General features: G+C 36.6%; 20 protein-coding genes, 2 tRNA genes and 1 riboswitch. Of the genes, 4 read left to right on the top strand and 18 right to left on the bottom strand.

Annotated features, from left to right (window positions below; genetic code table 11):
• Positions 1–11 precede the first annotated feature (11 nt).
• The 5 genes from CP366_RS04045 to trpS all read right to left on the bottom strand — a co-directional run bounded on the left by CP366_RS04045 (position 12) and on the right by trpS (position 7,010).
• Positions 12–1,601 carry an ABC transporter ATP-binding protein gene (locus tag CP366_RS04045; RefSeq protein ID WP_065989853.1) on the bottom strand — a complete coding sequence of 530 codons (1,590 nt, stop codon included), beginning with the start codon at positions 1,599–1,601 and terminating at the stop codon, positions 12–14.
• Between the two features lie 328 nt (positions 1,602–1,929).
• A complete protein-coding gene (gene mgtA, locus CP366_RS04040) occupies positions 1,930–4,596 on the bottom strand; it encodes a magnesium-translocating P-type ATPase (protein WP_089145704.1) in 2,667 nt (888 codons plus the stop codon).
• 83 nt (positions 4,597–4,679) lie between these two features.
• Positions 4,680–4,843, bottom strand: a riboswitch (M-box (ykoK) riboswitch).
• 51 nt (positions 4,844–4,894) lie between these two features.
• The gene (locus CP366_RS04035; protein WP_023488465.1) at positions 4,895–5,479 is read right to left on the bottom strand and encodes a TPM domain-containing protein; all 585 of its coding nucleotides are present in this window, start codon (positions 5,477–5,479) and stop codon (positions 4,895–4,897) included.
• 13 nt (positions 5,480–5,492) lie between these two features.
• Positions 5,493–5,972 carry a deaminase gene (locus tag CP366_RS04030; protein ID WP_013085750.1) on the bottom strand — a complete coding sequence of 160 codons (480 nt, stop codon included), beginning with the start codon at positions 5,970–5,972 and terminating at the stop codon, positions 5,493–5,495.
• A gap of 15 nt (positions 5,973–5,987) precedes the next feature.
• Positions 5,988–7,010 carry a tryptophan--tRNA ligase gene (trpS, locus tag CP366_RS04025; RefSeq protein WP_005718468.1) on the bottom strand — a complete coding sequence of 341 codons (1,023 nt, stop codon included), beginning with the start codon at positions 7,008–7,010 and terminating at the stop codon, positions 5,988–5,990.
• A gap of 117 nt (positions 7,011–7,127) precedes the next feature.
• Here trpS and CP366_RS04020 point away from each other — a divergent pair, with 117 nt between their 5' ends.
• Together CP366_RS04020 and CP366_RS04015 are read left to right on the top strand one after the other, a co-directional pair.
• Positions 7,128–7,721, top strand: a complete 594-nt coding sequence (locus CP366_RS04020; protein ID WP_005718467.1) for an SOS response-associated peptidase — start codon at positions 7,128–7,130, stop codon at positions 7,719–7,721.
• 9 nt (positions 7,722–7,730) lie between these two features.
• Positions 7,731–7,801: transfer RNA gene (locus tag CP366_RS04015), tRNA-Gly, on the top strand.
• Between the two features lie 47 nt (positions 7,802–7,848).
• Here CP366_RS04015 and CP366_RS04010 read toward each other — a convergent pair.
• Together CP366_RS04010 and greA are read right to left on the bottom strand one after the other, a co-directional pair.
• Positions 7,849–8,511: a CPBP family intramembrane glutamic endopeptidase gene (locus CP366_RS04010; protein ID WP_005725384.1), complete on the bottom strand. Its 663-nt coding sequence runs from the start codon at positions 8,509–8,511 to the stop codon at positions 7,849–7,851.
• A 79-nt stretch (positions 8,512–8,590) separates the two neighbouring features.
• Positions 8,591–9,052 (bottom strand): transcription elongation factor GreA, encoded by a 462-nt coding sequence (greA, locus tag CP366_RS04005; RefSeq protein WP_005724077.1) that lies wholly within the window; start codon positions 9,050–9,052, stop codon positions 8,591–8,593.
• A 241-nt stretch (positions 9,053–9,293) separates the two neighbouring features.
• Between greA and CP366_RS04000 the strand changes: the two genes are divergently transcribed.
• Both CP366_RS04000 and CP366_RS03995 read left to right on the top strand, forming a co-directional pair.
• Complete coding sequence (locus CP366_RS04000; protein WP_089143458.1) at positions 9,294–9,719, top strand: Hsp20/alpha crystallin family protein; 426 nt, start codon at positions 9,294–9,296, stop codon at positions 9,717–9,719.
• Between the two features lie 142 nt (positions 9,720–9,861).
• On the top strand, positions 9,862–11,178 hold the full coding sequence (locus CP366_RS03995; protein ID WP_005724073.1) for a C1 family peptidase: 1,317 nt from the start codon (positions 9,862–9,864) through the stop codon (positions 11,176–11,178).
• A gap of 95 nt (positions 11,179–11,273) precedes the next feature.
• Here CP366_RS03995 and CP366_RS03990 read toward each other — a convergent pair whose 3' ends face one another.
• From CP366_RS03990 to CP366_RS03940, 11 genes are all read right to left on the bottom strand, one after another.
• Positions 11,274–12,218 carry an ABC transporter ATP-binding protein gene (locus CP366_RS03990; RefSeq protein ID WP_005718459.1) on the bottom strand — a complete coding sequence of 315 codons (945 nt, stop codon included), beginning with the start codon at positions 12,216–12,218 and terminating at the stop codon, positions 11,274–11,276.
• A gap of 20 nt (positions 12,219–12,238) precedes the next feature.
• A complete protein-coding gene (locus CP366_RS03985; RefSeq protein WP_089145706.1) occupies positions 12,239–13,297 on the bottom strand; it encodes an ABC transporter ATP-binding protein in 1,059 nt (352 codons plus the stop codon).
• A 15-nt stretch (positions 13,298–13,312) separates the two neighbouring features.
• Complete coding sequence (locus tag CP366_RS03980) at positions 13,313–14,344, bottom strand: ABC transporter permease (protein WP_005729325.1); 1,032 nt, start codon at positions 14,342–14,344, stop codon at positions 13,313–13,315.
• Positions 14,345–14,352: 8 nt separating this feature from the next.
• The gene (opp3b, locus tag CP366_RS03975; RefSeq protein WP_005718454.1) at positions 14,353–15,282 is read right to left on the bottom strand and encodes an oligopeptide ABC transporter permease; all 930 of its coding nucleotides are present in this window, start codon (positions 15,280–15,282) and stop codon (positions 14,353–14,355) included.
• Positions 15,283–15,450: 168 nt separating this feature from the next.
• On the bottom strand, positions 15,451–16,593 hold the full coding sequence (locus tag CP366_RS03970) for an IMP dehydrogenase (protein WP_005725391.1): 1,143 nt from the start codon (positions 16,591–16,593) through the stop codon (positions 15,451–15,453).
• A gap of 172 nt (positions 16,594–16,765) precedes the next feature.
• Positions 16,766–18,394: a peptide ABC transporter substrate-binding protein gene (locus CP366_RS03965; RefSeq protein ID WP_089145707.1), complete on the bottom strand. Its 1,629-nt coding sequence runs from the start codon at positions 18,392–18,394 to the stop codon at positions 16,766–16,768.
• Positions 18,395–18,584: 190 nt separating this feature from the next.
• A complete protein-coding gene (locus tag CP366_RS03960) occupies positions 18,585–20,204 on the bottom strand; it encodes a peptide ABC transporter substrate-binding protein (RefSeq protein WP_089145708.1) in 1,620 nt (539 codons plus the stop codon).
• Positions 20,205–20,372: 168 nt separating this feature from the next.
• Entirely contained in the window at positions 20,373–21,026 is a 654-nt protein-coding gene (locus CP366_RS03955) for an HD domain-containing protein (protein ID WP_013085744.1), read from the bottom strand.
• A complete protein-coding gene (locus CP366_RS03950; RefSeq protein WP_089145709.1) occupies positions 21,026–22,339 on the bottom strand; it encodes a C1 family peptidase in 1,314 nt (437 codons plus the stop codon). The genes CP366_RS03955 and CP366_RS03950 overlap by 1 nt, the downstream gene beginning before the upstream one ends.
• Positions 22,340–22,373: 34 nt before the next feature.
• Positions 22,374–22,446: transfer RNA gene (locus CP366_RS03945), tRNA-Thr, on the bottom strand.
• 117 nt (positions 22,447–22,563) lie between these two features.
• The gene (locus CP366_RS03940; RefSeq protein ID WP_013085742.1) at positions 22,564–22,920 is read right to left on the bottom strand and encodes a hypothetical protein; all 357 of its coding nucleotides are present in this window, start codon (positions 22,918–22,920) and stop codon (positions 22,564–22,566) included.
• Positions 22,921–23,362: the final 442 nt, after the last annotated feature.

Raw genomic sequence — 23,362 nt, 5'->3', positions numbered from 1 at the left:
TTACTCCTCTCCTATTTTCTTAAATAAATCTGCCTATCAAACAAATTTGTAATTTTCTTACTTAAGTTATGTTCTATCCATAAAACTGTTGCACTTGTATTTAAAAATTCCTTTATAACCTGAACCCTTGCAGCTTCATCAATAGCACTTGTTGCTTCATCTATCAAAAAGATAGGCCTATCAAACATACTATTTCGTATTAAAATGATTTTTTGTTTCTGCCCTCCAGATAACCAATTTTCATCATTGGATTTAATTTGAGTATCTAATCCTTCTGAAAATGACGATATATCTACAGAAAAGCACATTTTTTTAACATACTCATTTGTTTTATTAGTTGTATTTCTATCATGACTAAACATAGTAATATTGTCTCTAATTGATCCTGGTAAAAGGACAGACGTTTGACTAATATATCCTATCTCATCTAAATTAGGAATGAATTTTTCACCTGCTGAAGAAATGAAATCTACATTACCAGTTGCCTTTTTCTCAAGTCCTAGAATCACCTTTAGCAACGTACTTTTACCTACGCCTGAATCACCTACAAGAAGTACTTTTTCGCCTTTCTTTATACTAAAATTAGGATATTTAATCGTTTCTCCATTTTTAAAGTGTACGGATAAATCCGTACATCTTAAAATATTGAAGTCATTTAAACTTTTATATTCTTGTGCTTTATTAACTTGTAATTTCTGATTAATCTCTTTTCTAATAAAACTAGAACCCTTTATTTGACTCAAGCTACTGCTAATAGATTTTATGGACCCTAAAGTACTATACAAAAAGCTACCTACTGCAGCATATACCCCTATTTTTAAAGTATTTCTGTAGATTAAATATGCAACAAAAATTAATAACATAGTTTCGACAATATTAGATATATTGTCAATAAAAAAATTATTACTTTCTGTTATCTTAGATTTACTTATTTTAGCGTCCTCTAGCTTACTACTCTGATAAAGAATATTTTTATATACCACTTTTTCTTTTTTATATTCCCTTGTCAAAGCTAAAGTTGGTATCCAGTTTGCAACTTCTTTTATCAGTACTCCTTTAGCACAAGATTCATTTTTTACAACCTGCGCTATTTTATCACTAAATATTTTAGAGGATGCAACTGTTGTTGACGCAGTTATCAATATAAAAAGACTAAGCCATATATTAATGCTTGAAACAGTAAAAAATATCATAACAATATTAATCATTCCACTAAGTATAGTAAAAAAAGAAAAAAAGTATTCTTTCCCCAACTGCTGCAAATTATTAATACTATTATTTTGTAAATCTGAAATATCTACACTATCTTTTTGAGTAAAAGTACTTTTGAATAACTTAAGTCTAATATTAGATAAATATTCCTGTATTTGTTTTTCTATAAAGTACCCTGAAAAATTACTACAGGAATAGCAAATAATACATATTACGACCTCGAAACCCACAAGCGAAAAAAAACTTATACTAGATTTTCGTTGTAATGCAGATACCAATAGAATAGTAATATAATTATTTGCCGAGCTAAACACTGCTACTACCGACATTAATATTATATTTAAGCTCGACAACATCTTATTGCTTTTAAGCATATCTACATATGTCATGTTCATCCTCCTCGCAATTTTAGTTTTATTGCAATAATTATATCATATCATTTTAAATAAAACTTCATATTTACATTTATTTTTATTTATATTATTATTTATTCAAACCTATTAATTAAACGAGGTTAATGTTTTATGGAGGTATAATCTCATGAAAGAATTAATTAATTTACAAAAGTTAGCTAGGAAACAAGTTCCTACTAACAATGACACTATTTCTACTGATGGATGTACTGTAACTACTAATTGTAAATAATTTTATAGTATTTCATTAAAATCATTATACAAAAAGGATCTAAGCTGAAAAGCAAGCTTAGATCCTTTTAATTTAAAATTTTTCTTTTCTCAAATATAAATGTTTTACTAAAGTTGTCAACAAAACATAAATTACTTCTAGCAAGAGGACTACACCCCAAAAGCTAAATGGCAACTGCATTAAGCCCAAACTTGGAGCAATGCTCGAAGATGGCAACATCGTTCCTAAAATTGCCAAACCAAAGGTTACTAAAAAGACAATTGGGGTTGCATGTTGCTTAAAGAATGGAAAACGCTCATCTCTTAAAGTATGAATAATCATTACCCTAGTCCACAGAGATTCCACAAAAATTCCAGAATAGAACAAAGAAATGAAGACCCAGTGGTGGTAATTAGAGCCAACCAAGTAAGGACAAATTACGTAAAACATTAAAGCCATCGCAATAAAGTCAACAATTGCCGGAATTGGACCAAAGTTTAAGACAAATTTTGGCCACATCCTGATTGACCACTTTTGCGGTTTTTTGACATAATTTTCTGAAACACTGTCAAAGGGGATAACTAAACAACTTAGACTAAAAAGCAAATTTAAAATTAGAACCTGCAATGGTAAAAGTGGCAAAAACGGCAACAGTAAGGAAGAAACAGCCATTGCGATAATACTGCCCATATTGGTAACCAAGAATGTTTTAATATACTTCATCGTATTAGAAAAGACTTTTCTGCCGACCATGATCATTTCTTCAAGCAGCTGCAAATCTTTTTGTTCAAATATAATATCAGCAGATTCTTTAGTGATATCAACCGAGCTATTCGAAGTTACCGTCACATCCGCCACTTTCATCGCTAAAGCGTCTTTATTGCCATCGCCCATATAACCGACAGTATGACCGTTGGTCTTCAATGCGTTAATAATCTTTACCCGCAGTTCTGGAGTCAAATGAACAAAAATATCACATTTTTCCACGATTTCTTTTAATTCTTCAGGACTGGCTTCATCGATCTGTTTTCCATCATAAACCGTATCGACGTTTAAACCCACCTGCAATGCGATCGCACGTGTAACTGCTTCGTTATCACCAGTAAAAATTTTCACGTCGACATTATCGTTCTTTAAATCCTCTAAGGCTTCCTTGGTAGTCTCTTTAGGCGGATCCAAGTATGCTAGATAGCCAATGATCGTCAAATCATGCTCATCTTTGGCAGAAAACTCACCTACTGGAGCAGGATTAAGCTTATAGCCGACAAGCAGGACTCGCAAGCCATCATCATTTAATTCATTGATCTGATTTAAAATTCTTTCTTTCCATTCAGAAGTTAAATCTTCAACTTTGCCGTTGAGTTCAACCTTATTAGAAATAGCCAGCATCCCTTCTGCTGCGCCTTTAGTTACTAATAAGTGCTGTCCATGGTGTTCATCATTATCAACGACCACAACGCTCATTCTTTTTCTAGTGTAGTCGAATGGAATTTCATCAATTTTGTTGTAGTCACGTTGAATTTCATTTACGTCTAATTCATCACCAGCGGCATCAATTACTGCCTTGTCAATTAAATCTTTGACCCCAGTTTGATAGTAAGCATTCAGATATGAAAATTTCAGAATCTGTGGCGTTTCTTGCATATCTAAATCGTAGTGGCGCTCTAACACAACTTGGTTTTGCGTTAAGGTGCCTGTTTTATCAATACAAAAAACATCGGTAGAACCTAAATTCTGAATTGCATTCATCTGCTTAACTACAGCACCACTTTTTGACATTTCCAGTGCGCCTTTAGTCAAATTAGAGTTAACAATAATCGGCAGCACCTCTGGTGTCAGGCCAACAGCCGCAGCTAAAGCAAAAATTAAGCTTTCTCCCCAATCGCCTTTAGTCAAGCCATTAATGACAAACAGTAGTGGGATGATAATTGCAGTAGCGACAATCAAGATCTTAGCTAGTTGTTTCATTTCACGATCAAACAATGTAGTTTTTACTTTTTTACGTGAAATGGCTTGGACTTCTTTACCAAAAACGGTGTGATTACCGATAGCAAAAACAATTCCGGTTCCAGAGCCAGACACAATCGTCGTCCCTTCATACAAGATGTTAGGATAGTTTAAATAATCATTGCTCATGCTCGGCTTAATTATTACATTCGCTACTTTTTCAGCTGGTTCAGGGTCACCATCTAAGTAACTTGATGAACAAAAGAGGTCCTTGCTAGTTAGCAATTTCATATCCGCTGGAATCATGTCGCCGGCCGATAAATTAATTACATCCCCAATCACTACTTCATCTGTGGGTAGCTCGACATTGTGTCCATCACGCCGAATATTCGTAGTAACCGATACCCGATTGAGCAACTGATCTGTTACTCTAGCAATCTTAATCTTTTGAATAAAATTAACCAGCACTGACACAATTAACATAATAACCATCACAATAATTGTGATTGAGTCACTATTGCCTTGTGGTATCAAAATATAACTGGTAAAAAGCGTTAGCAAAGTTAATACTAATAACACTACCGTAAATGGTGTCGCAACCGATTCCCAAAGCAAACGCCATTTAGAAGCATTGGTATTAGTAATAATCTCATTCTTACCGTATTCTCTTCTATTTTCTTCGGCCTTATTAGTAGAAAGCCCTTCCGCACTCGCCTGCAATCTGGCTAGTGTTTCGCTACGCGATTCACGTGCAATACGTTGAATACTCTGAATATCAATATTCGATCGCTTCTTGCTAGCTGCTTTTAACATCATTTGCTCCCTTCTTTAATTGGGACAAGCAAAACAAAAAAGCCACCTGTAATTTCTGCAGGTGACTTTTGCCAAACAAGGCTCTGTCATACTCGTCGTTCAGTTTTAACACTACGTGACGTAAGCACATGCTAGCTATCTGGATCTCGCCTTAAGTCGACGACACCTATTTAACCCGTTGGCATCTCTGGATGTTTCTGGGCGATAGCGTGTGTTCACGTAGGAGTCTCACCTAACAGTTTTTCGCTAATTATGTCTACAAAAAGTGTAAGGACAAAATGCAAATAAGTCAAGCCGACTATTTCTTAGAAATTGGATCACGATGACTAAATCTACGCAAGAAATAAGTAATTCCCGTAATTAAAAATGCCAGTGCCAGTGCGATTGGTAAAGCTACACTATGTGGACGCGCGACTTTATTTTGTTCTGCTTGCGTCAAATCATATTTATCAAGTGCATATTGATATTGTTGATCAACTCTAGTCGCACATGCCCGAAAGACGAAGCGAATTCCCTTGTTAAAAGTTGCATTATTTTGACTACGCAATTTATCTACTTCAGCACGCAAGATATTGCCCCGAGCGACCTCGGTGAAGGCACTATGCAAATCTTTAGTTGAATAAATTTGCACATTACGCTTTTTACCTTTCTGTCCTACCACAATAAAGACCGTTCGCTTAGAATGATCTAGCATCTTAGGTGTTAACTTATTCAGCCTTTTAACCGTTATAACGACAATTTGCGGTTGTTCTTTAGTCTGAAAATAGCGATTATTTTTTTCCGTAACCAAAGTGCGAGTTTCTTTATCTAAAATATGAGCATGATCTTCAATATTTGGCTGGACAAATCCTGTCGTTATTAAAAATACAGTTACTAGTCCCATTAACCAAATTAAATTAATTCTCGTCTTCTTCAAGTTTATGGGCCAAGCTTTCCACGTATTTGCGATTAATCTTAATCTGTTCATAAGGCACCTCGCTATCATGAAGTAGTTGCATCGCCAATGGATTATCGCGATAGTCAAAATAATAGTTAATTTTTTTCACGCCTGCCTGCAACAAGGATTTGCAGCAATTATAGCAAGGAAAATGTGTCACATAAATCTCAGTATTTTCTGTAGAAACACCAAACTTAGCACACTGAATGATCGCATTCATTTCTGAATGAATAGTTCTAACGCAGTGACCATCAACCATTTGATGACCCACATCGTCACAATGCGGTTGTCCTGAAACGGAACCATTATAACCAGTGCCAATAATCCGATTATTTTTTACTAAGACGCTACCAACTAATGCGCGATTACAAGTAGAGCGTTGCGCAATTACTAGCGCCTGCATCATAAAATATTGTTTCCAAGGAATTCGATCGTGCATAACTTTACCTCAGCCTTATCTATTCTTGAAATAGTTCAAACCAATTGCGTCACGGACTTGTTCAAGTGTTGCATTAGCCACTTTATTAGCCTTTTTTGAACCTTCCAGAAGCATTTCATAAACCGCATCTTCATCTTGAGCAAACTTTTCGCGACGTTCACGAATTGGTGCAAGCTCTGCTTCAAGGACCTTGTTTAAGTAACGCTTAATCTTAACGTCACCTAAGCCACCCTTTTGGTATTCTGCCTTAAGTTCTGCCACCTTGTCCTTATCTGGATCGAAGACATCAAGATATGTAAAGACAGTGTTACCTTCAACCTTACCAGGGTCTTCAACGTGAATATGGTTAGGGTCCGTGTACATTGACATAACTTTCTTTTGAACTGTCTTTGCATCATCAGCAAGATAAATCGCATTGCCAAGTGACTTTGACATCTTCGCATTACCATCAAGTCCTGGCAAACGTCCTTGACCTTTAGGTGGGAAATAACCTTTAGGTTCAACCAAAACATCACAATTATAAACACGGTTAAAAGTCCTAACGATTTCACGTGTTTGTTCCAACATTGGTTCCTGGTCATCTCCAACAGGAATAACGGTTGCTTTAAAAGCGGTGATATCAGCAGCTTGAGAAACTGGATAGTTTAAAAAGCCAATTGGAATAGAGTCTTTGAAATCTTTTTGCTTAATTTCTGTCTTAACAGTTGGATTTCTTTCAAGCCGAGCCACAGTTACTAAATCCATGTAGTAAGCAGTCAATTCAAATAGAGCAGGAATTTGTGATTGAACATAAATAGTTGATTTAGCTGGATCAATACCAACAGCTAAGTAATCTAAAGCTACTTGGATCAAACTATTGCGAATTTTTTCCGGATTACGAGCATTGTCGGTCAAAGCCTGTGTATCCGCAATCATAATATATGGATCATATTTACCTGAATTTTGTAATTTTACTCTATTCTTTAATGAACCGATATAGTGACCAATGTGCAGCTTACCAGTAGGACGGTCACCAGTTAATAAAATTTCTTTCGCCATCTTTTTGCTCTTTTCTAATTTTTAAGTTTATTTTTTTATTAATATTAATTGTTTAATTACCTAATTTTAACAAAAAATAGGCTATGATTAAACTAGCCCTAAAGAAAGGAAATGCGTATGTGCAACCAGTTTCGTTTACCTAATTTAAAACAAATTCAACAATATCTCAAAAGCGATCTTGACCTGCCCTTAGTTACACCAAATTTTGACATTCAAGCACAAGATATTTTTCCTAACCAAGTAGCACCTGTTTTGCTTTATCAAAATGGTCAATTGCAATTAAGCAACAAAAAATGGGGCTATCCAAGTCCCGTTGATCCAAAAAAGCCATTATTTAACGCTAGAATTGAGCGATTTTATGATTCAGCGCCTTCAATGTGGGACAAATCCTTTGCCAAGCAACGTTGCTTAATCTTAACCGAAAAATTCTTTGAATACGCTAAAACTACCCATATTGCTGAAAACGGTCGTAAATACCATGATCGCTACGCCTTCCGCACTAATCAACCACTTACCTTAATTGCAGGTATTTATGATCAGGATTATTTTTCAATGGTTACTACCGCGCCTAACAAAGATATGGCGCCAATCCATAATAGAATGCCTCTAGTTGTTATGCCCAACGAACTACGCCGCTGGCTTTTTCAAAATTTTACCAGCTTAATTGATCGTAAAAGTGTTGATCTTCAAATAGAAAAAATGCTAAAATAAAAACATATTGCGGGTATAGTTAAATGGTAGAACGACAGCTTCCCAAGCTGTAGATGCGGGTTCGATTCACGCTATCCGCTTTTTTTATACAAAAATAAGGATGAGAATTTTTCTCATCCTTTTGTTTTTAAATCATAATCACTGTAAGTACGCCACTAACTACAGCTAAGTAAATTGGCATCAATAATGTTTGTGTGTACATATAGCTCCAAGCAAACACCATGCCATAAATTGCATCAATAATAAAGAGTACTACTGAATTTTGAAAGTTCAGTAAGCTATAAATCAGACCTGAAACAATGATCCCCATAATTGCAACTTGCTTAGTATTTCGCCGAAAAGCATAATTGAACAAAAAGCCAGTCGCCAAAAATTCTTGTAGGATTGGTAATACAATTCCTTGGACAACGATTAAAAACCAAAACATGTTAACTGATTCACTTTTGGCATATATCAATTGGAAATCATAATGACTAATCCTGCCATATGATTGTAAGTATGAAATCGAAATCTGTGTAACTGTAATCACTAATGTTAATAGAACAACAGTTGACAAACTGCCCAACCATGGAAGTTTAAAATCACGGGCAAAAAAGCGTTGCTCTCGATTGAAACGATAAACATAAAACAACAGAATCATGGCTGCAACTAAGCCGAATAAAATCAAATCCCAAATATGAACCGGAGATTTTCTAGTAACTAGCTTTACTACTGCAAACACAGCGACATAGCCAGCTAAATAAACGGCATAGCGGATCACATTACCCTCTCTTGATTGTGGCGTATTCAAATTCTTCACTCCTACTCTGAATTGTATCCTACAAAACCCATATTATACCAGAAAAAGACAGTTTATTATAGTTCTCAACTTATTTAACTTCCACAATCGTTACTTGATATTCACCTGCTGGTGCAGCCACCGTTGCTGTTGTACCAGCCTCCTTTTTCATGATTGCTTGACCCAATGGAGAATCAAAAGAAACCTTGCCAGCAGCAAGATCCGCTTCCATTCGCCCAACTACTTTGTATTCTTCTGTTTCATCATCGTCATCAAACTTAAGCACAACGGTCTTTCCTAGATCAACCTTACCATCATCTTCAGCTTTAACAATTTCGGCATACTTTAATTGTTTGCCTAGGTAACGCAGACGACTTTGTAAGTGACCTAGATCACGTTTTGCTTCAGTATATTCAGTATTTTCCGAAAGATCACCTAAAGCTCGTGCAGCCTGCAAAATTTTAATTCTACGTGGCCGATCTTTTTTTAATCGAGCAATTTCATCCTCAATTTGTTGATAGCCTTCTGGAGTCATTTTCTGAAAATATACCATTTCTATTTCACAAACTTTCTTTATTTTTCTATACGTAATAATTATCTACAATCTCAGAATGTTATTGTAGCAGCGTTATCAGTCTAAAATTAGCACTATGCATTTTTGAGTGCTAATTTGTGTCATTTCTATAAAAAGCGACTACAATAAACAGTGTAAGGAGAAAAGAGATCAAGAAATGAGTTGATCTTTTCCTTATATTCTAATTAAGCAAATACAAAAATGAAAGGAAGTTTTATTTATGGCAAACGATATGATGAATCGGCGCAACGACATGATGGATGCAATGAATGATTGGTTTGGTTTTCCAAGAAACTTCTTTGACGATAATGAAATTGAAAACATTATGCAATCTGATGTTGCAGAAACTGATAAGGACTATCTAGTTAAGATTGACATGCCTGGCATGGATAAGCAGGATATCAACGTTAACTATAATGACGGTACGTTAAATGTCAGCGGCACAAGAAAATCATTTAAGGACACTAGCGATAAAAATAGAAATATCATTCATAAGGAAAGAAGTGAGGGCAGTATTTCTAGAAGCTACAGATTGCCAAATGTAGTTGCAAGTGAGATTCATGCAAAGTATGATAATGGTGTATTGACCATCACTTTGCCAAAGGAAACTGCCGGCGATGATGGCAATTCTATAAAAATTGATTAATTTATTAGGTTTATGCAAGAGGTCTAATAAGTTAACGGATTAATAATTCTCTACAAGCGAGTTCTAATTGAACCCGCTTGTATTTTGCTTTAAAATAGAGTTAGTTTAGAAAAAAATTATAAAATTAAAAAGGAGATTTTTTATGGCTCATGAATTAACTGTGCAAGAACTAGAAAAGTTCTCTGCCGAATTTAATAAAAAACCTGAAAATAAAGTCGTTGCTCGTGCAGCTCAACGCAGTGGTGTGCTTGAAGCATCTTATAACGACCGTGTTCAAGGACAATTAACCAGAGTATTCTCAACCGAACTTGACACCAACAACGTTACTAATCAAAAGCATTCAGGTCGTTGCTGGTTGTTCGCAACTTTGAACGTTTTACGTCATGCTTTTGGTAAAAAATACAAGGCTAAAGATTTCACTTTCTCACAAGCTTACAACTTTTTCTGGGACAAGATTGAACGTGCCAACATGTTCTACAACAGAATCTTAGACAGTGCTGATATGCCACTTGATTCACGTCAAGTTAAGGCTGACTTAGACTTTGCTGGTAGTGATGGTGGACAATTCCAAATGGCTGCCGCTTTAGTTGAAAAATATGGTGTTGTTCCTTCATATGCAATGCCAGAAACTTTTAACACCAATGATACTACTGGTTTTGCGACTGCTTTAGGCGATAAGTTAAAGAAGGATGCTTTAGTATTGCGCCACTTGAAGCAATACGGCAAAGATGATGAAATTAAAAAGGTTCGCGAAAAATTTTTAAGCGAAGTTTACCAAATGACTGCTATCGCAGTAGGTGAACCACCTAAGACTTTCGATCTTGAATATCGTGATGATGATAAGAAATATCATTTAGAAAAGAACCTTACTCCACTTGAATTCTTGCATAAGTACATGGGCGATGTCGATTTTGATGATTATGTTGTTTTAACCAATGCTCCAGACCATGACTATAACAAGCTTTATGGTCTACCAGCTGAAGACAACATTGAAGGTTCACTGAGAATTAAGCTTTTGAATGTACCAATGGAATACTTGTCCAGCGCTGCTATCGCTCAATTAAAAGACGGCGAAGCTGTTTGGTTTGGTAACGATGTTTTACGTCAAATGGACCGTAAGACTGGTTACCTTGACACTAATTTATACAAGTTAGATGACTTATTCGGCGTTGACCTTAAAATGTCTAAAGCAGACAGATTAAAGACCGGCGTCGGTCAAGTGTCACATGCCATGACTTTAGTTGGTGTTGATGAAGACAACGGCGAAGTTCGTCAATGGAAAGTTGAGAACTCATGGGGCGATAAATCTGGTGTTAAAGGCTTCTACGTCATGAATAATGAATGGTTTAAGGACTATGTTTACGAAGTTGTAGTCCACAAGAAGTACTTAACTGAAAACCAAAAGAAGCTCGCTGAAGGTCCAATCACTGACCTACCAGCATGGGATTCATTAGCTTAACGAGCAATGATCATATAAAAAGGCGATCCATATCGGATCGCCTTTTTAGCATAAATATAATATTAATATAGAGAGAGTTGCATTAGATTTGGTATCTAATTTTCGTAGCTTGCCGCTACTTCTTCGTAATGCTTGACTTCATCGTCAGAGCAGCGTACGAAGTGTCCTGGACGAATTTCATGCATTGAGCGTTGTTTTCCGTCCATTTCTTCTTTTTGAGCGTCATAAGGAATCCTTGTCCGGCTCCGCTCAACTTCTGGATCAGGAATTGGCACTGCAGAAATCAAACTCTTCGTGTAATCATGAAGTGGTCGATCATAGACGTCATCGGCTGGACCTACTTCCAGTAGTTTACCGTAGTGCATTACACCAATTCGGTCAGAAATAAACTTAACCATTGATAAATCGTGGGCAATGAACAAGTAAGTTAAACCACGCTTTTTCTGTAATTCAATCATCAAGTTAACTACTTGAGCTTGAATTGATACGTCTAGAGCTGAAATAGGTTCGTCTGCAACAATAAATTTTGGCTCTACGGCTAAGGCGCGAGCAATCCCGATTCTTTGACGCTGACCACCTGAGAATTCATGTGGAAAACGGCTAGCATGACTTGCATTTAAGCCAACAGTTTCCAATAATTCCTCTACTCTCTCAGTTCGTTCATCTTTATTTTTAACCAAATGGTGAATATCTAATCCTTCAGCAATAATGTCCTCAACAGTCATTCTAGGATTAAGTGAAGCATAAGGATCTTGAAAGATCATTTGTGCATCCCGTGTAAAAGCTAGTTTGTCTGCACGACTTTTTAAATCTGCTACATTTTTGCCTTCAAAAATCACTTCGCCACTAGTTGGCTTATACAATTGCAAAATTGAGCGCCCAGTAGTTGTCTTACCAGAACCAGATTCACCTACCAAGCCGAAAGTTTCACCTTCATAGATATTAAAGCTTACATCGTCAACAGCCTTGGTGACATTACGACCATTTTTAAAGTATTGTTTTAGATGTTTTACTTCCAAAATTTTCTTTTTTTCTGGCATAAAAATCTCCTTTACCGCGACTAGTTAACCTCTGGCAGTTTATCTTCTTGTTTCATCAAGTTATATTTTTTCCAGCGACGTGTAATTTCAGCTGGTGGTTCCACTTTAGGTGCACCTGGTGCTAAAAGCCAGGTTGCAGCATAGTGAGTATCAGTTACCTTGAAAAATGGTGGCTTTCTTTCCACATCAATCTTCATGGCATACTTATTTCTTGGTGCAAAAGGATCACCCTTGGGCGGATCAAGCAAGTTAGGAGGCGTACCTGGAATCGACTCCAAAGTATCACTGTTTAAAGTAGGCATTGAATTGATTAAGCCCCAAGTATATGGATGCTGTGGATCATAAAAAATTTCATCAACACCACCGAATTCTAAGAATTCACCAGCGTACATTACAGCTACTCTATCTGCCATACCGGCCACCACGCCCAAGTCGTGCGTAATGAAAATAATTGAGGTCTTAACCCGCTTTTGCAAGTCTTTCATCAAGTCCAAGATTTCAGCTTGGACAGTCACGTCTAGAGCTGTAGTTGGTTCATCAGCCAGCAAAATCTCTGGCTCACAAATTAAAGCAATCGCAATCACGATTCTTTGTCTCATCCCACCTGAAAACTGGTGAGGATATTGATTAATTCGTTCTTCTGCATTTGGGATTCCCACGGCCTTCATCATTTCCAAGGCTTTAGCCCAAGCTTCTTTCTTAGAGGCACCCTTATGTTTGATTAATGGCTCCGCAATTTGCTGCCCAATCTTCATAGTTGGGTCAAGCGAAGTCATTGGATCCTGGAAAATCATCGAAATTTCGTTACCACGAATTTTCTGCATTTCTTTTTCTGATAAGTCAAGCAGATTTTTACCGTGAAAATCAATCTCGCCGTCTTCAATCTGAGCATTTCGTGCTAACAGACCGATAATACTTCTGGTAGTAACCGACTTACCTGAACCTGATTCTCCTACAATTGCGAGCGTCTCTCCCTTATTTAGGTGAAAGGAAACGTTACGAATAGCTTTAACCTCACCAGCATAAGTGTGGAAATCAATTTTTAAATTTTTAACATCTAAAACTCTTTCTTCTGGCATTTAGGTTAATCCTTTCTATCTTTGTCCCCGTGGATCGAAGGCATCACGCAAACCATCACCTAATAAGTTAAAGGCAATCATCAACACACACAATACGATTGCTGGATACCACATCTGATATGGCAAGAATTGAAAATTCTTTTGTCCTTCGTTCAAAAGTACACCTAGTGAAGTTTCTGGGGCTGAAATACCGATTCCGATGAAACTTAAGAAGGCTTCGAAGAAGATGGCAGTTGGAATAGTGTACATTGTTTGAATAATGATGATGCTTGAAAGGTTTGGCACTAAGTGTTTCCAAGCAATTTTCCAAGGTGATTCACCTAATGATCTAGCTGCCAAAACATATTCTTCATTTTTCAAACTCAGAGTTTCTGCTCTAACTTGCCGTGCCATTGTCGTCCAACTTGAAATAGCAATTGCCAAGATAATTGACTTAATACCTGGTTTTAATACCACCAACATCAAAACTACAATGATTAAATTAGGCACGGAAGAGATAATTTCAATAATCCGCTGCATCACGTTATCGACTCCCCCGCCTTTCCAGCCGGACACTATTCCGTACGCGACTCCGATAGTTAAATCAAAGAAAGCTGCAACTAAAGCGACGATCAATGAAATCTTTGTACCATAGATAATTCTCTGCCCCAAAGATCTGCCTAAATAATCGGTACCTGCGATGAAGTACTTATCTTTAGGCACACCATTTTGAGCATAAGCATCAACCCACTTGCCATTTTGCTTAATCTTACCGTTCAACCCGTTAATTGCGCTCATTCCTGGCACTTTAGCAGGCAAATTGGCATATTGTGGGTGCGATTTAACTAAAGTAGATTTATTGATGAATGGGGTTGAACCAAAAGCTACTACAATCATCAAAATAACAATAATTGCAGAAATAATAGCTGCTTTTCTCTGCTTGAAGCGAAGCCAAACATTTTGTGCAAACGATAAAGATGGACCTGCAATGTTTTCGTTATCCTGTGCTTCATCTTTTGGTAAGGGTTCAAAGGCATCTGCAGGAAGGTTTAATTTTTCTTCAGTCATATTGTCTTCTAGGCCTCGCTTTCATCTAATCTAATTCTTGGATCAATTAATCCATAAACAATATCAGTAATCAACAGAATTACTACTAATCCAATACAGTAAACCATCGTAATTCCCATGATTGTTGGATAGTCGTTAGTCAAAATCGACTTAACAAATTGTTCACCAATCCCAGGAACGTTAAAGATATTTTCAATAACCATTGAACCAGTCATCAAGGCTACAGCATAAGGACCAATCAGAGTTACTAATGGAATCATTGAATTACGCATTGCGTGTTTTCTAATAACTTCCATTCTGCTCAATCCCTTGGCCTTACCTAACTCAATATAGTCACTACTTAAGGTATCAACCATACTGGTTCGGATAAACCGAGCTGTTTCCGCAAATGGTCCAACTGCCAAAGCAATCGTTGGCATAATCGTTTGAGAAAATTGCCCCCAACCAGCAATTGGGAACCAACCTAGCTTTAAACCGATGTAGTATTGAAGCAAAACTGCTAAAACAAAGTTAGGAACTGATTTACCCAAAATAGAAATTACAGTAGCAGTTGAGTCAACCCAAGTACCCTGTCTCATAGCAGCAATTGCCCCAGCGATTACGCCAAGGACAACTCCCAAAATTAATGCTTGTAAACCTAATTGTACTGACGCACCCAAACGCGCCCCAATTAATGAAGCTACCGGTTGGTTACTATATTGGAAGGATGTCCCAAAATCACCATGAAGCATCCCCGCAATATAAATCAAATATTGTTGCCAGATAGGTTTATTTAAACCATACTGTTGATCCATAATTTGCCGCTGAGTTAGCGTCATCTTTGCTTCATTAGCATAAGGTGAACCCGGCATCAATTTCATTAAGAAAAAAGTTACCGTAGCCACGATAAGCAAAGTGAGGATCATATAAAATATACGTTTTAATAGGTATCTAGCCATATTAATTGCTCCCTCATTTTATTTTATGCTTTCATTTACTTTTTAATGTTGTTTTAATTATACCAAAAGAAATAAATATATCTAGTGAAAATTTCCAAAAAATTAAAAAAATAAGAGAGAGATTTTGCTTTCTCTCTTATTTTTAACTTTTATTATATCTATTTTGCTTTACTTATAGTTTGGAGCAGCTTTGGTCATTTGAACATCATGTGGATGTGACTCACGTAAACCTGCATTAGTAATTTGAACAAATTGAGCTTTATCAATTAATTCCGGAATATTTGCAGCACCACAATATCCCATACCTGAACGTAATCCGCCATCAATTTGAAAGACTACATCAGAAACATCGCCCTTGTATTCTACTCGGGCTTCAACACCCTCTGGAACTAGTTTATTAGCTTCGTTTACGCCACCTTGGAAGTAACGGTCACTTGAACCGTGTGCTTGGGCCATCGCACCAACAGACCCCATTCCGCGATAGCGCTTATACTTCTTGCCATTATCTTCAAAAATTTCGCCAGGTGCTTCAGTAGTACCTGATAGCATTGAGCCAAGCATGACAGCATTGCCACCCGCTGCTAAAGCTTTAACAACATCACCTGAATATTTAATTCCACCATCTGCAATGATTGGCTTGTGATATTCACGTGCAGCTGTAGCAGCATCATAAATAGCCGTGATTTGTGGCACACCAACACCAGCAACAACTCTAGTAGTACAAATTGATCCAGGGCCAATACCAACTTTGACGACATCAACACCAGCATCAAACAGTGCTCTAGTTGCATCCCCAGTCGCAACATTACCAGCAATCAAAGTTGCTTCTGGAAAATGATCGCGGATTTCTTTGATCTTGCGCAATACCCCAGCTGAGTGACCATGAGCAGTATCGATAACGATCGCATCAGCACCAGCTTCAAGCAATGCTTCTGCTCTTTCAAAAGTATCACTGGTTACACCAACTGCTGCAGCACAGAGCAGATGATTTTGATCATCAGTTGCGGCCTTTGCAGCACTAGTTGGCACAACTACGCTCTTTACGTTGGCTACTTCACCAGCTTGCGCTTGAATTGACATATTCTTGTGCACAACGCCTAGCCCACCTTGGAGAGCCATTGCAATTGCCATTGCACCTTCAGTTACAGTATCCATCCCTGCACTGATCAATGGAATATTTAATTTAATGTTATCCGCCAAAGTCGTACTCAAATCAACTTCGTTTGGCAAAACATGACTTTCTGCTGGAATTAATAAAACATCATCAAACGTTAAACCTTTTTTAGCGAATTTTGTATCCCAATTTGACATTTAAGCTCTCCTTTTCTCATTCAAAAAATTATTAGTTTTACTTTACTAGCCTAACTTGCTTTTTTCAAGCGAAAATCAAAAAGCAGACCGATTTTTTCGGTCTACTTTTTGATTACATAGAGGAGTTGTTTATTGTTATAAGTTCTATTATTTAGATATTTAGGATTTTAGTCTACTTTTCAACATAAGCATATTTGAAGTTATAGTTAGCTCCAGCACCATTATATACAACGCCCTTGACAGTTGGACGAACCATCCAAGCTTCTGCTGGCTGGTAAAGTGGTACTACGCCTTGCTCAGTTAACAATACACGTTCAGCCTTAGCTAAATCTTCAAAACGAGTATTTTCGTTTCCAGTAGTTTTAGAAGCTGCTACATACTTATCATATTCCTTATTAGCCCACTTACCCCAGTTGTATGAAGCATTTGAGGTGTTCAAGTCAAGGAATGAGATTGGATCAGTAAAGTCAGCTTGCCAACCCATCAATAAAGCATCAAAGTTGCCATTTTGGCTACGAACTAAGGCAGTCTTTTTAGGTAAACTATTTACTCTGACATTAACGCCTTTCAAGTTTGACTCAATAGTACTTTGCAAGTATTCACCTGCTTTTTTGGCATCATCATCGTCATAGGTTAGCAAAGTGAAGTTAACTTTGCTCTGTCCTAAAGCCTTTTGTGCTTTCTTCCAATAACTTTTAGCTAAAGTAGGGTTATATGTCATTAACTTATCAGTTTCAGCAGTTTTGACTAATTCAGTATAATCTTTGCCATTTACTTCAGTCATACTATTTGGCGAAAAGGTAGTGACTGGCTTGTTAGCACCACCTACAGCTGAAGCTAATGCTTTACGATTAACTGATAATGAAAGTGCACGGCGGAAGTCAGTATTTTGGAAAAGCTTGTTCTTTTCGTTTAATTGTAAATATTGTGTTGAAGAAGCTGGTCTAATTGTATAACCACTCTGGTTCTTCAATTGTTTTGTAGCTTGTGGTGCCAATAATGCTACATCTAATTTTCCAGATTGATACAAGTTGTAGTCGGTTGATGGTGTCTTTTGCACGCTGTAATTAATCTTGCTTAGTTTTACCTTGCTCTTGTCCCAGTAGTCCTTATTCTTAACTAGCTTCCAAGACAAGTTTGAACCGGTCCAGCCTTTTGAGACAAATGGTCCGTTATAAACCATTGTTTTAGATGAGGTACCATAGTTTTTGCCATATTTTTCAACAGCATGTTCATTTTGTGGGAAGAAAACTCCGAAGCCCATCAATAACTTAAAGTATGGAATTCTTTTATCCAAAGTAACGGTTAAATGTTGGTTATCATCTGCTTTAACACCGAGTGTTTCAACCTTCTTCTTTCCTGCCACAACATCATCTGCATTCTTTACTCCTGAGAAAAGATAAGCATATTGTGAGGCAGTATTTGGATCAACAGTCCTACGCCATGAATAGACGAAATCTTTAGCAGTAACTGGATCACCGTTAGACCATTTGGCATTCTTTCTCAAAGTAAAATGCCACACTTTACCATCTTTTGAAACTTCAGTCTTGGTTGCTAAAGCATTTTCCACCTTAGAATTTTTACCTAAACGATAGAGTCCTTCCATCGAATTATTAATTTGATCTAAACTAGTTGCATCAGTCACCTTGGACAAATCTAAAGTTTGTAATTCTGATTTAGTCATCCAATTCAAGGTTTGCTTGGTACCAGATGACGAACTTTTATTTGAACAGGCTGCCAAAGTTGCAGCTGATACGACGGTTAATAAACTTGCACTAAAATACTTTTTCCACTTTTTCATTTTGATCCTCATTCTTTTTTATTACAAAAAAGGAGCAACCTTCACATGGTTGCTCCTTCTATCTATTCATCAAATCATAGCTAGACTATTATTACGCAATTACAAGTGAAGAGAGATTATTTTTATGTCTTGTTTGTAAAATAATAATTGCTGAAATAATAATCATTACTATGTCCTCCTGATTTTTTAATTAATTTGCTACATAAGTATTCTTGAAGTTGTAGTTTAAGCCAGCGCCATTGTAGACAATGCCCTTAATGTCTGGACGAACTAACCAAGCTTCAGTCTTGTAGTAAAGTGGGGCGATTCCTTCATCGCTAAGCAAGATCTTTTCTGCTTTTTCAAGGTCATCCCAACGCTTAGTTGTATCTGCTGTAGTCTTAGAATCAGCGATCAACTTGTCGTATTGGGAGTTACTCCACTTACCGTTATTTTGTGCATTCTTGCTAGTAAACAAGTCAACGAATGAAATTGGATCGGCAAAGTCAGCTGACCAACCTGAAACAACAACATCGAAGTTACCACTAGTTGAACGGTTCAAACGAGTCTTGAATGGTACGTTAGCTACTGAAACCTTCATGCCCTTCAAGTTTTCTTCTAATTGACTTTGAAGTGTTTCAGTCGTCTTTTGACCTGAATCAGTATCATCAGACAAGATTGTAAATGAAACGTTCTTAACGCCTAATTCCTTCAAAGCCTTCTTGTAAAGTTTCTTAGCTTCAGTTGGGTTATATGCGGCGTTCTTCTTATCACCAACAACTTCTGACCAGTCCTTGCCATCGTGGTTAACTACACCCTTTGAAGTTAAACTGGTTGCTGGGGTATTAGCACCACCTAAAGCACTTCCCAGTGCCTTTCTATTGATTGACATTGAGATTGCTCTACGCAAGTCAGCATTTTGGAAAATCTTCTTCTTTTGGTTAAATTGCAAATAGAAGGTTGCTGCAGTATCACGCAAAGTGTAACCCTTTTGATGTTTTAAGTTCTTAGTTTGTTGTGAATCTAAAATAGTAGCATCAAGCTTATTTGACTGGTACAAGTTGTAAGCTGTTGATGGTGTCTTTTGCACGCTGTAATTAATGGCATCAAGCTTAACATTCTTCTTGTCCCAGTAATTCTTGTTTTTCACAAGCTTCCAAGAAAGGTTAGAACCAGTCCAGCCCTTTTGTACAAAAGGTCCGTTGAAGGCTGTAGTCTTAGATGAAGTACCATACTTAGAGCCATTAGCTTCAACTACCTTTTGGTTTTGTGGGAAGAACAATGGAAATCCCATCAATAATTTAAAGTATGGAATTCGTTTGTCCAAAGTAACAACTAATTTATTATCGCCTTCGGCTTTTACTCCCAAACTATTAACTGGTGCCTTACCTGCAGAAATCTGAGTGGCATTATGAATTCCTTCGAAGAGGTAAGCATATTGTGAAGCCGTCTTTGGATTAACGGTTCTGCGCCATGAGTAAACAAAGTCTTTAGCCGTTAACTTATCACCATTAGACCACTTAGAATCACGCAAGGTGAAAGTCCAGGTCTTACCATCTTTTGAAACCTTGGTATCTGTTGCCAAAGCATTCTCAACTTTAGAATTCTTACCTAAACGGTATAAACCTTCTTCAACGTTACCCAATTGGTTAAAACTGGTAGCGTCTGTTGCCTTAGAAATGTCCATCGTTGGAATTTCAGCCGAATCCATCCAATTAATTGTTTTCTTAGCTGATGAACTTGACGAATTAGAATTACTACCACATGCTGCCAGCGTTGAACCGGCAATTAAAACGGTTGCTCCTGCAGCAAATAATTTGGTAAACTTCATACACATTGCTCCTCTCATTTATGAGAAAAATAATAGAACTCTTTAAGTTGTTTATAAGTATAGCTAAATATTTTTTGCTTTGCAAGTTTTTTTTAATATTATTTTTAATTTATTTAAAAAATAAGCCTCAATGCTGATGTATCAAGGTTTATTCAAAATTAAATTATTCTAAACATTCCATTCTTGCATAAATTCACGTACAAAGTCGCGCATGTATGCAGTTCGTCTTTCCGCTTCTTTTTTAGCAGCAGGAGTATTCATTAAATCTTCTAAATGAAAAAGTTTCTCATAAAAGTGGTTGATTGTGGTTTCGACATGGTTACGATATTGATCATGACTAGTTAAAACGGCTGGCTTAATCTCTGGATCGTAAATCTTATTGCCATGTTTACCACCATACGTAAAGGCACGGGCAATTCCAATCGCACCCAAACTTTCTAGACGATCAGCATCTTGCACATATTGTCCAGATAAAGGCAAATGATAGTGATGCTCAATATTAGCTGAAAATGACATGTGTTGAATGGTGAATAAAATATCCCATGCCTCTAGTTCATTAAACCCTACTTGCGGCAATAACTCTTCAATTTCATCAATCACCTTTTGTGGGTCAGCACAGATTTTTTCATCAATCGTGTCATGCAAATAACCTGCTGTTTTAATAATAGCAACTACCCGGCTATCTTCATGAGCATCAGCATGATCTGCTAAATACATTTGACTAGCCAAATTAGCTACCCGTTCGCCATGATAAAAATCATGACCCGTTTTTTCATTCTTTAAGTGTGTTTGAGTAAAATCGATAACTTGTTTAATTTCCATTATGCCATTGAGTCCCATGCTTCTACCGGCGTTGCTTTGCCTTCCCAAATCTTAACCAGTTTTTCCGGTACATATTGTTTTTTAACAACTACTTTGAAGAGATATTCATCAAACCAGTTATCATCCATCACAAAGTAGCCTTTTTCACCGACCTTGCTTCCCCATGAGTTTTCAATTTTCCATTGACGTGGCTTTCCATTAACAACATCCACACCAACCATCGTCATGGCATGAGTTGAACCCGAAGCACCAGTTTCCAGTCTCTCTTTTTTGCTTAACTTAGTTTCAATATTAAAAATAGTATCAGTTTGATAGAGGTTATGAGCTAAAATTCCCTTTTGACGATCGCTATCTTTACCTACATCACAACCAAACCAAAAAGTTTCGCCTGCTTCAAGTTGCTTAATCGCAGCTTCTTTAAGATTTTCAATTTTAGTGTTTAAGAAATGAACTGGACTTCCGCCCTCTACATTGTCTTCAAATGGCAAAGCATACAGCTTATCAAATTCATGATCTGGTGCATTGAACAAAACAATATAGTCATCCAAGTCATCAGTAAAGTAGTCGTGAAAGAAATCAAGTGGAGTAAGATCACCATCAAAATGATACTTACCTTCATCATCCTTAAACTCAAGGTCAAATTTTTGTACTGGTTGACCGAAAGCAATTACTGCCATACGGTAAACCTCACTCAAAAATTCTTGACGTTTAACTTCAATTTCATCATTTTTACCTGCTTGAGCTAACTTACGCAACACAAGTCCATCTTCTCGCAACTTATTATTCAAAATACGATTGAAGAAAGCAGTATTGTTGGCAGTGAAACTTTCATCTTGAGCATAGGTTGGCACTAAGCCGTACTTCCTAATCAAAGAAACAGCCATAGCCCATTGGCCACCATCAGTATCAGGTCCCTGCATATAAGTATGCACTGTTCTGTCACTAAGTGGACGATCTGCGGTATTCAAAATATTATCAAAGAAAATATTTGCTCGTTCAATTCGATCCCAGAAGAATAAATAATTTTGTGAAAAAGTAAAGTTTTTAGCATTATACTTCTTAGCAAAACCATGACGCAATGTATTCAAGGCCGCAAATAGCCAGCAGCGACCCGATTGCTTTTGATCAGTAACATTATCAGTTGGGATTTCAATTGAAAAAGTGCGGTTCAATTTCCTAACCTTTTCTGAATCCAAACTAGCCTTAGCCACACCATTATTAACAACAGCCAATTCCGCAACCCGATTTTGTGGTTTTTGCTCATATTCTTTTTGAAATTTAGCAATTTCATTCATTGTAAGTTCATGCTTCATAAAATTTTTCCTTTCTTGCCAAAAACAACAACTAAGCCGCTTCCCAGGTTTGAACTGGGGACCTCCTCCTTACCACGGCGGTGCTCTACCTATTGAGCTAAAGCGGCGTCTATATTGTATCAAAAAAGGCGAAGACATTCATTTGAACATCCTCGTCCTTATTTATTCTCTCCAAGTATTTTTAGAAAATAAGTATTCAAAACGGTTATTAAATTTGCTTTTATTTAGTTCTTAACGACGTCTTTAATATTCAACCATTGACTCTTGTTGATTCTGACAATCTTCTTTTTATTAACTTTCTTAACGTCTTTTACAGTATAAGTAGAACCCATTGCAACTTTTTTGCTAGTTTTTTCAGCATTTTTATTGTAAACAGCTACTTTTTGATTTTTGGTGTCTTTAATAACAACAAAGATCTTATCACCCTTTTTAATAGCAGGATTGGTTGGAGCTTGTGTTGCAGTACCCAATTTAGGAGCAGTAAATGAAGTAGCTTGAGCAATAGGAGTAAGAACACAGCCTAAACTCAAACCGATTACCAAACTTGAAATAATCTTAATAGCTTTTTTAGATTCTAGCATTTTAATAACCTCTTTCTATTTACTTACTTTCTCTTTACACTATTACTATAACACTGTTTGATTATAAGTAAAGTAGATAGTGGTGCTTTTCACATATTTTTATTAAAAGTCAGTTTTTTTAATCAAGTGCTTTGCATCAGCATTTGCAAAAGGTATACGCAGCTATTTTATGTTGGTATTGCACTTGAAGCAGTAAATCGTATAGTAATAATGTGAATTTGTGAATAACTTAATAAATAGATTGTAGCAATTGATTTTAGAAAATAAAATAACAATTTAAGAAGTAAAATATTATTTTACACAAATCATTATCTTTTACAAATATTAGTTGGTAGTAAATATCTCCGATTATTAGCTAAAAAAATAGAGGAAAAAATCCCTCTATTTGAAACTGTCAAATCTTTTGTGTAAATAGATCTTTCTCGTAAATTGATTTTTTAAT

It is taken from the genome of Lactobacillus sp. UMNPBX15 (assembly GCF_002553785.1).
Lineage (GTDB): Bacteria > Bacillota > Bacilli > Lactobacillales > Lactobacillaceae > Lactobacillus > Lactobacillus crispatus.
This window is presented reverse-complemented; position numbering and strand designations above follow the sequence as displayed.

What these genes read in the sequence shown, in the direction of transcription:
- CP366_RS04045 (WP_065989853.1), bottom strand. Translation starts at nt 1,601, where the DNA reads ATGACATATGTAGATATGCTTAAAAGCAATAAGATGTTGTCGAGCTTA.
- mgtA (WP_089145704.1), bottom strand. Translation starts at nt 4,596, where the DNA reads ATGTTAAAAGCAGCTAGCAAGAAGCGATCGAATATTGATATTCAGAGT.
- CP366_RS04035 (WP_023488465.1), bottom strand. Translation starts at nt 5,479, where the DNA reads ATGGGACTAGTAACTGTATTTTTAATAACGACAGGATTTGTCCAGCCA.
- CP366_RS04030 (WP_013085750.1), bottom strand. Translation starts at nt 5,972, where the DNA reads ATGCACGATCGAATTCCTTGGAAACAATATTTTATGATGCAGGCGCTA.
- trpS (WP_005718468.1), bottom strand. Translation starts at nt 7,010, where the DNA reads ATGGCGAAAGAAATTTTATTAACTGGTGACCGTCCTACTGGTAAGCTG.
- CP366_RS04020 (WP_005718467.1), top strand. Translation starts at nt 7,128, where the DNA reads ATGTGCAACCAGTTTCGTTTACCTAATTTAAAACAAATTCAACAATAT.
- greA (WP_005724077.1), bottom strand. Translation starts at nt 9,052, where the DNA reads ATGGTATATTTTCAGAAAATGACTCCAGAAGGCTATCAACAAATTGAG.
- CP366_RS04000 (WP_089143458.1), top strand. Translation starts at nt 9,294, where the DNA reads ATGGCAAACGATATGATGAATCGGCGCAACGACATGATGGATGCAATG.
- CP366_RS03995 (WP_005724073.1), top strand. Translation starts at nt 9,862, where the DNA reads ATGGCTCATGAATTAACTGTGCAAGAACTAGAAAAGTTCTCTGCCGAA.
- CP366_RS03990 (WP_005718459.1), bottom strand. Translation starts at nt 12,218, where the DNA reads ATGCCAGAAAAAAAGAAAATTTTGGAAGTAAAACATCTAAAACAATAC.
- CP366_RS03985 (WP_089145706.1), bottom strand. Translation starts at nt 13,297, where the DNA reads ATGCCAGAAGAAAGAGTTTTAGATGTTAAAAATTTAAAAATTGATTTC.
- CP366_RS03980 (WP_005729325.1), bottom strand. Translation starts at nt 14,344, where the DNA reads ATGACTGAAGAAAAATTAAACCTTCCTGCAGATGCCTTTGAACCCTTA.
- opp3b (WP_005718454.1), bottom strand. Translation starts at nt 15,282, where the DNA reads ATGGCTAGATACCTATTAAAACGTATATTTTATATGATCCTCACTTTG.
- CP366_RS03970 (WP_005725391.1), bottom strand. Translation starts at nt 16,593, where the DNA reads ATGTCAAATTGGGATACAAAATTCGCTAAAAAAGGTTTAACGTTTGAT.
- CP366_RS03965 (WP_089145707.1), bottom strand. Translation starts at nt 18,394, where the DNA reads ATGAAAAAGTGGAAAAAGTATTTTAGTGCAAGTTTATTAACCGTCGTA.
- CP366_RS03960 (WP_089145708.1), bottom strand. Translation starts at nt 20,204, where the DNA reads ATGAAGTTTACCAAATTATTTGCTGCAGGAGCAACCGTTTTAATTGCC.
- CP366_RS03955 (WP_013085744.1), bottom strand. Translation starts at nt 21,026, where the DNA reads ATGGAAATTAAACAAGTTATCGATTTTACTCAAACACACTTAAAGAAT.
- CP366_RS03950 (WP_089145709.1), bottom strand. Translation starts at nt 22,339, where the DNA reads ATGAAGCATGAACTTACAATGAATGAAATTGCTAAATTTCAAAAAGAA.
- CP366_RS03940 (WP_013085742.1), bottom strand. Translation starts at nt 22,920, where the DNA reads ATGCTAGAATCTAAAAAAGCTATTAAGATTATTTCAAGTTTGGTAATC.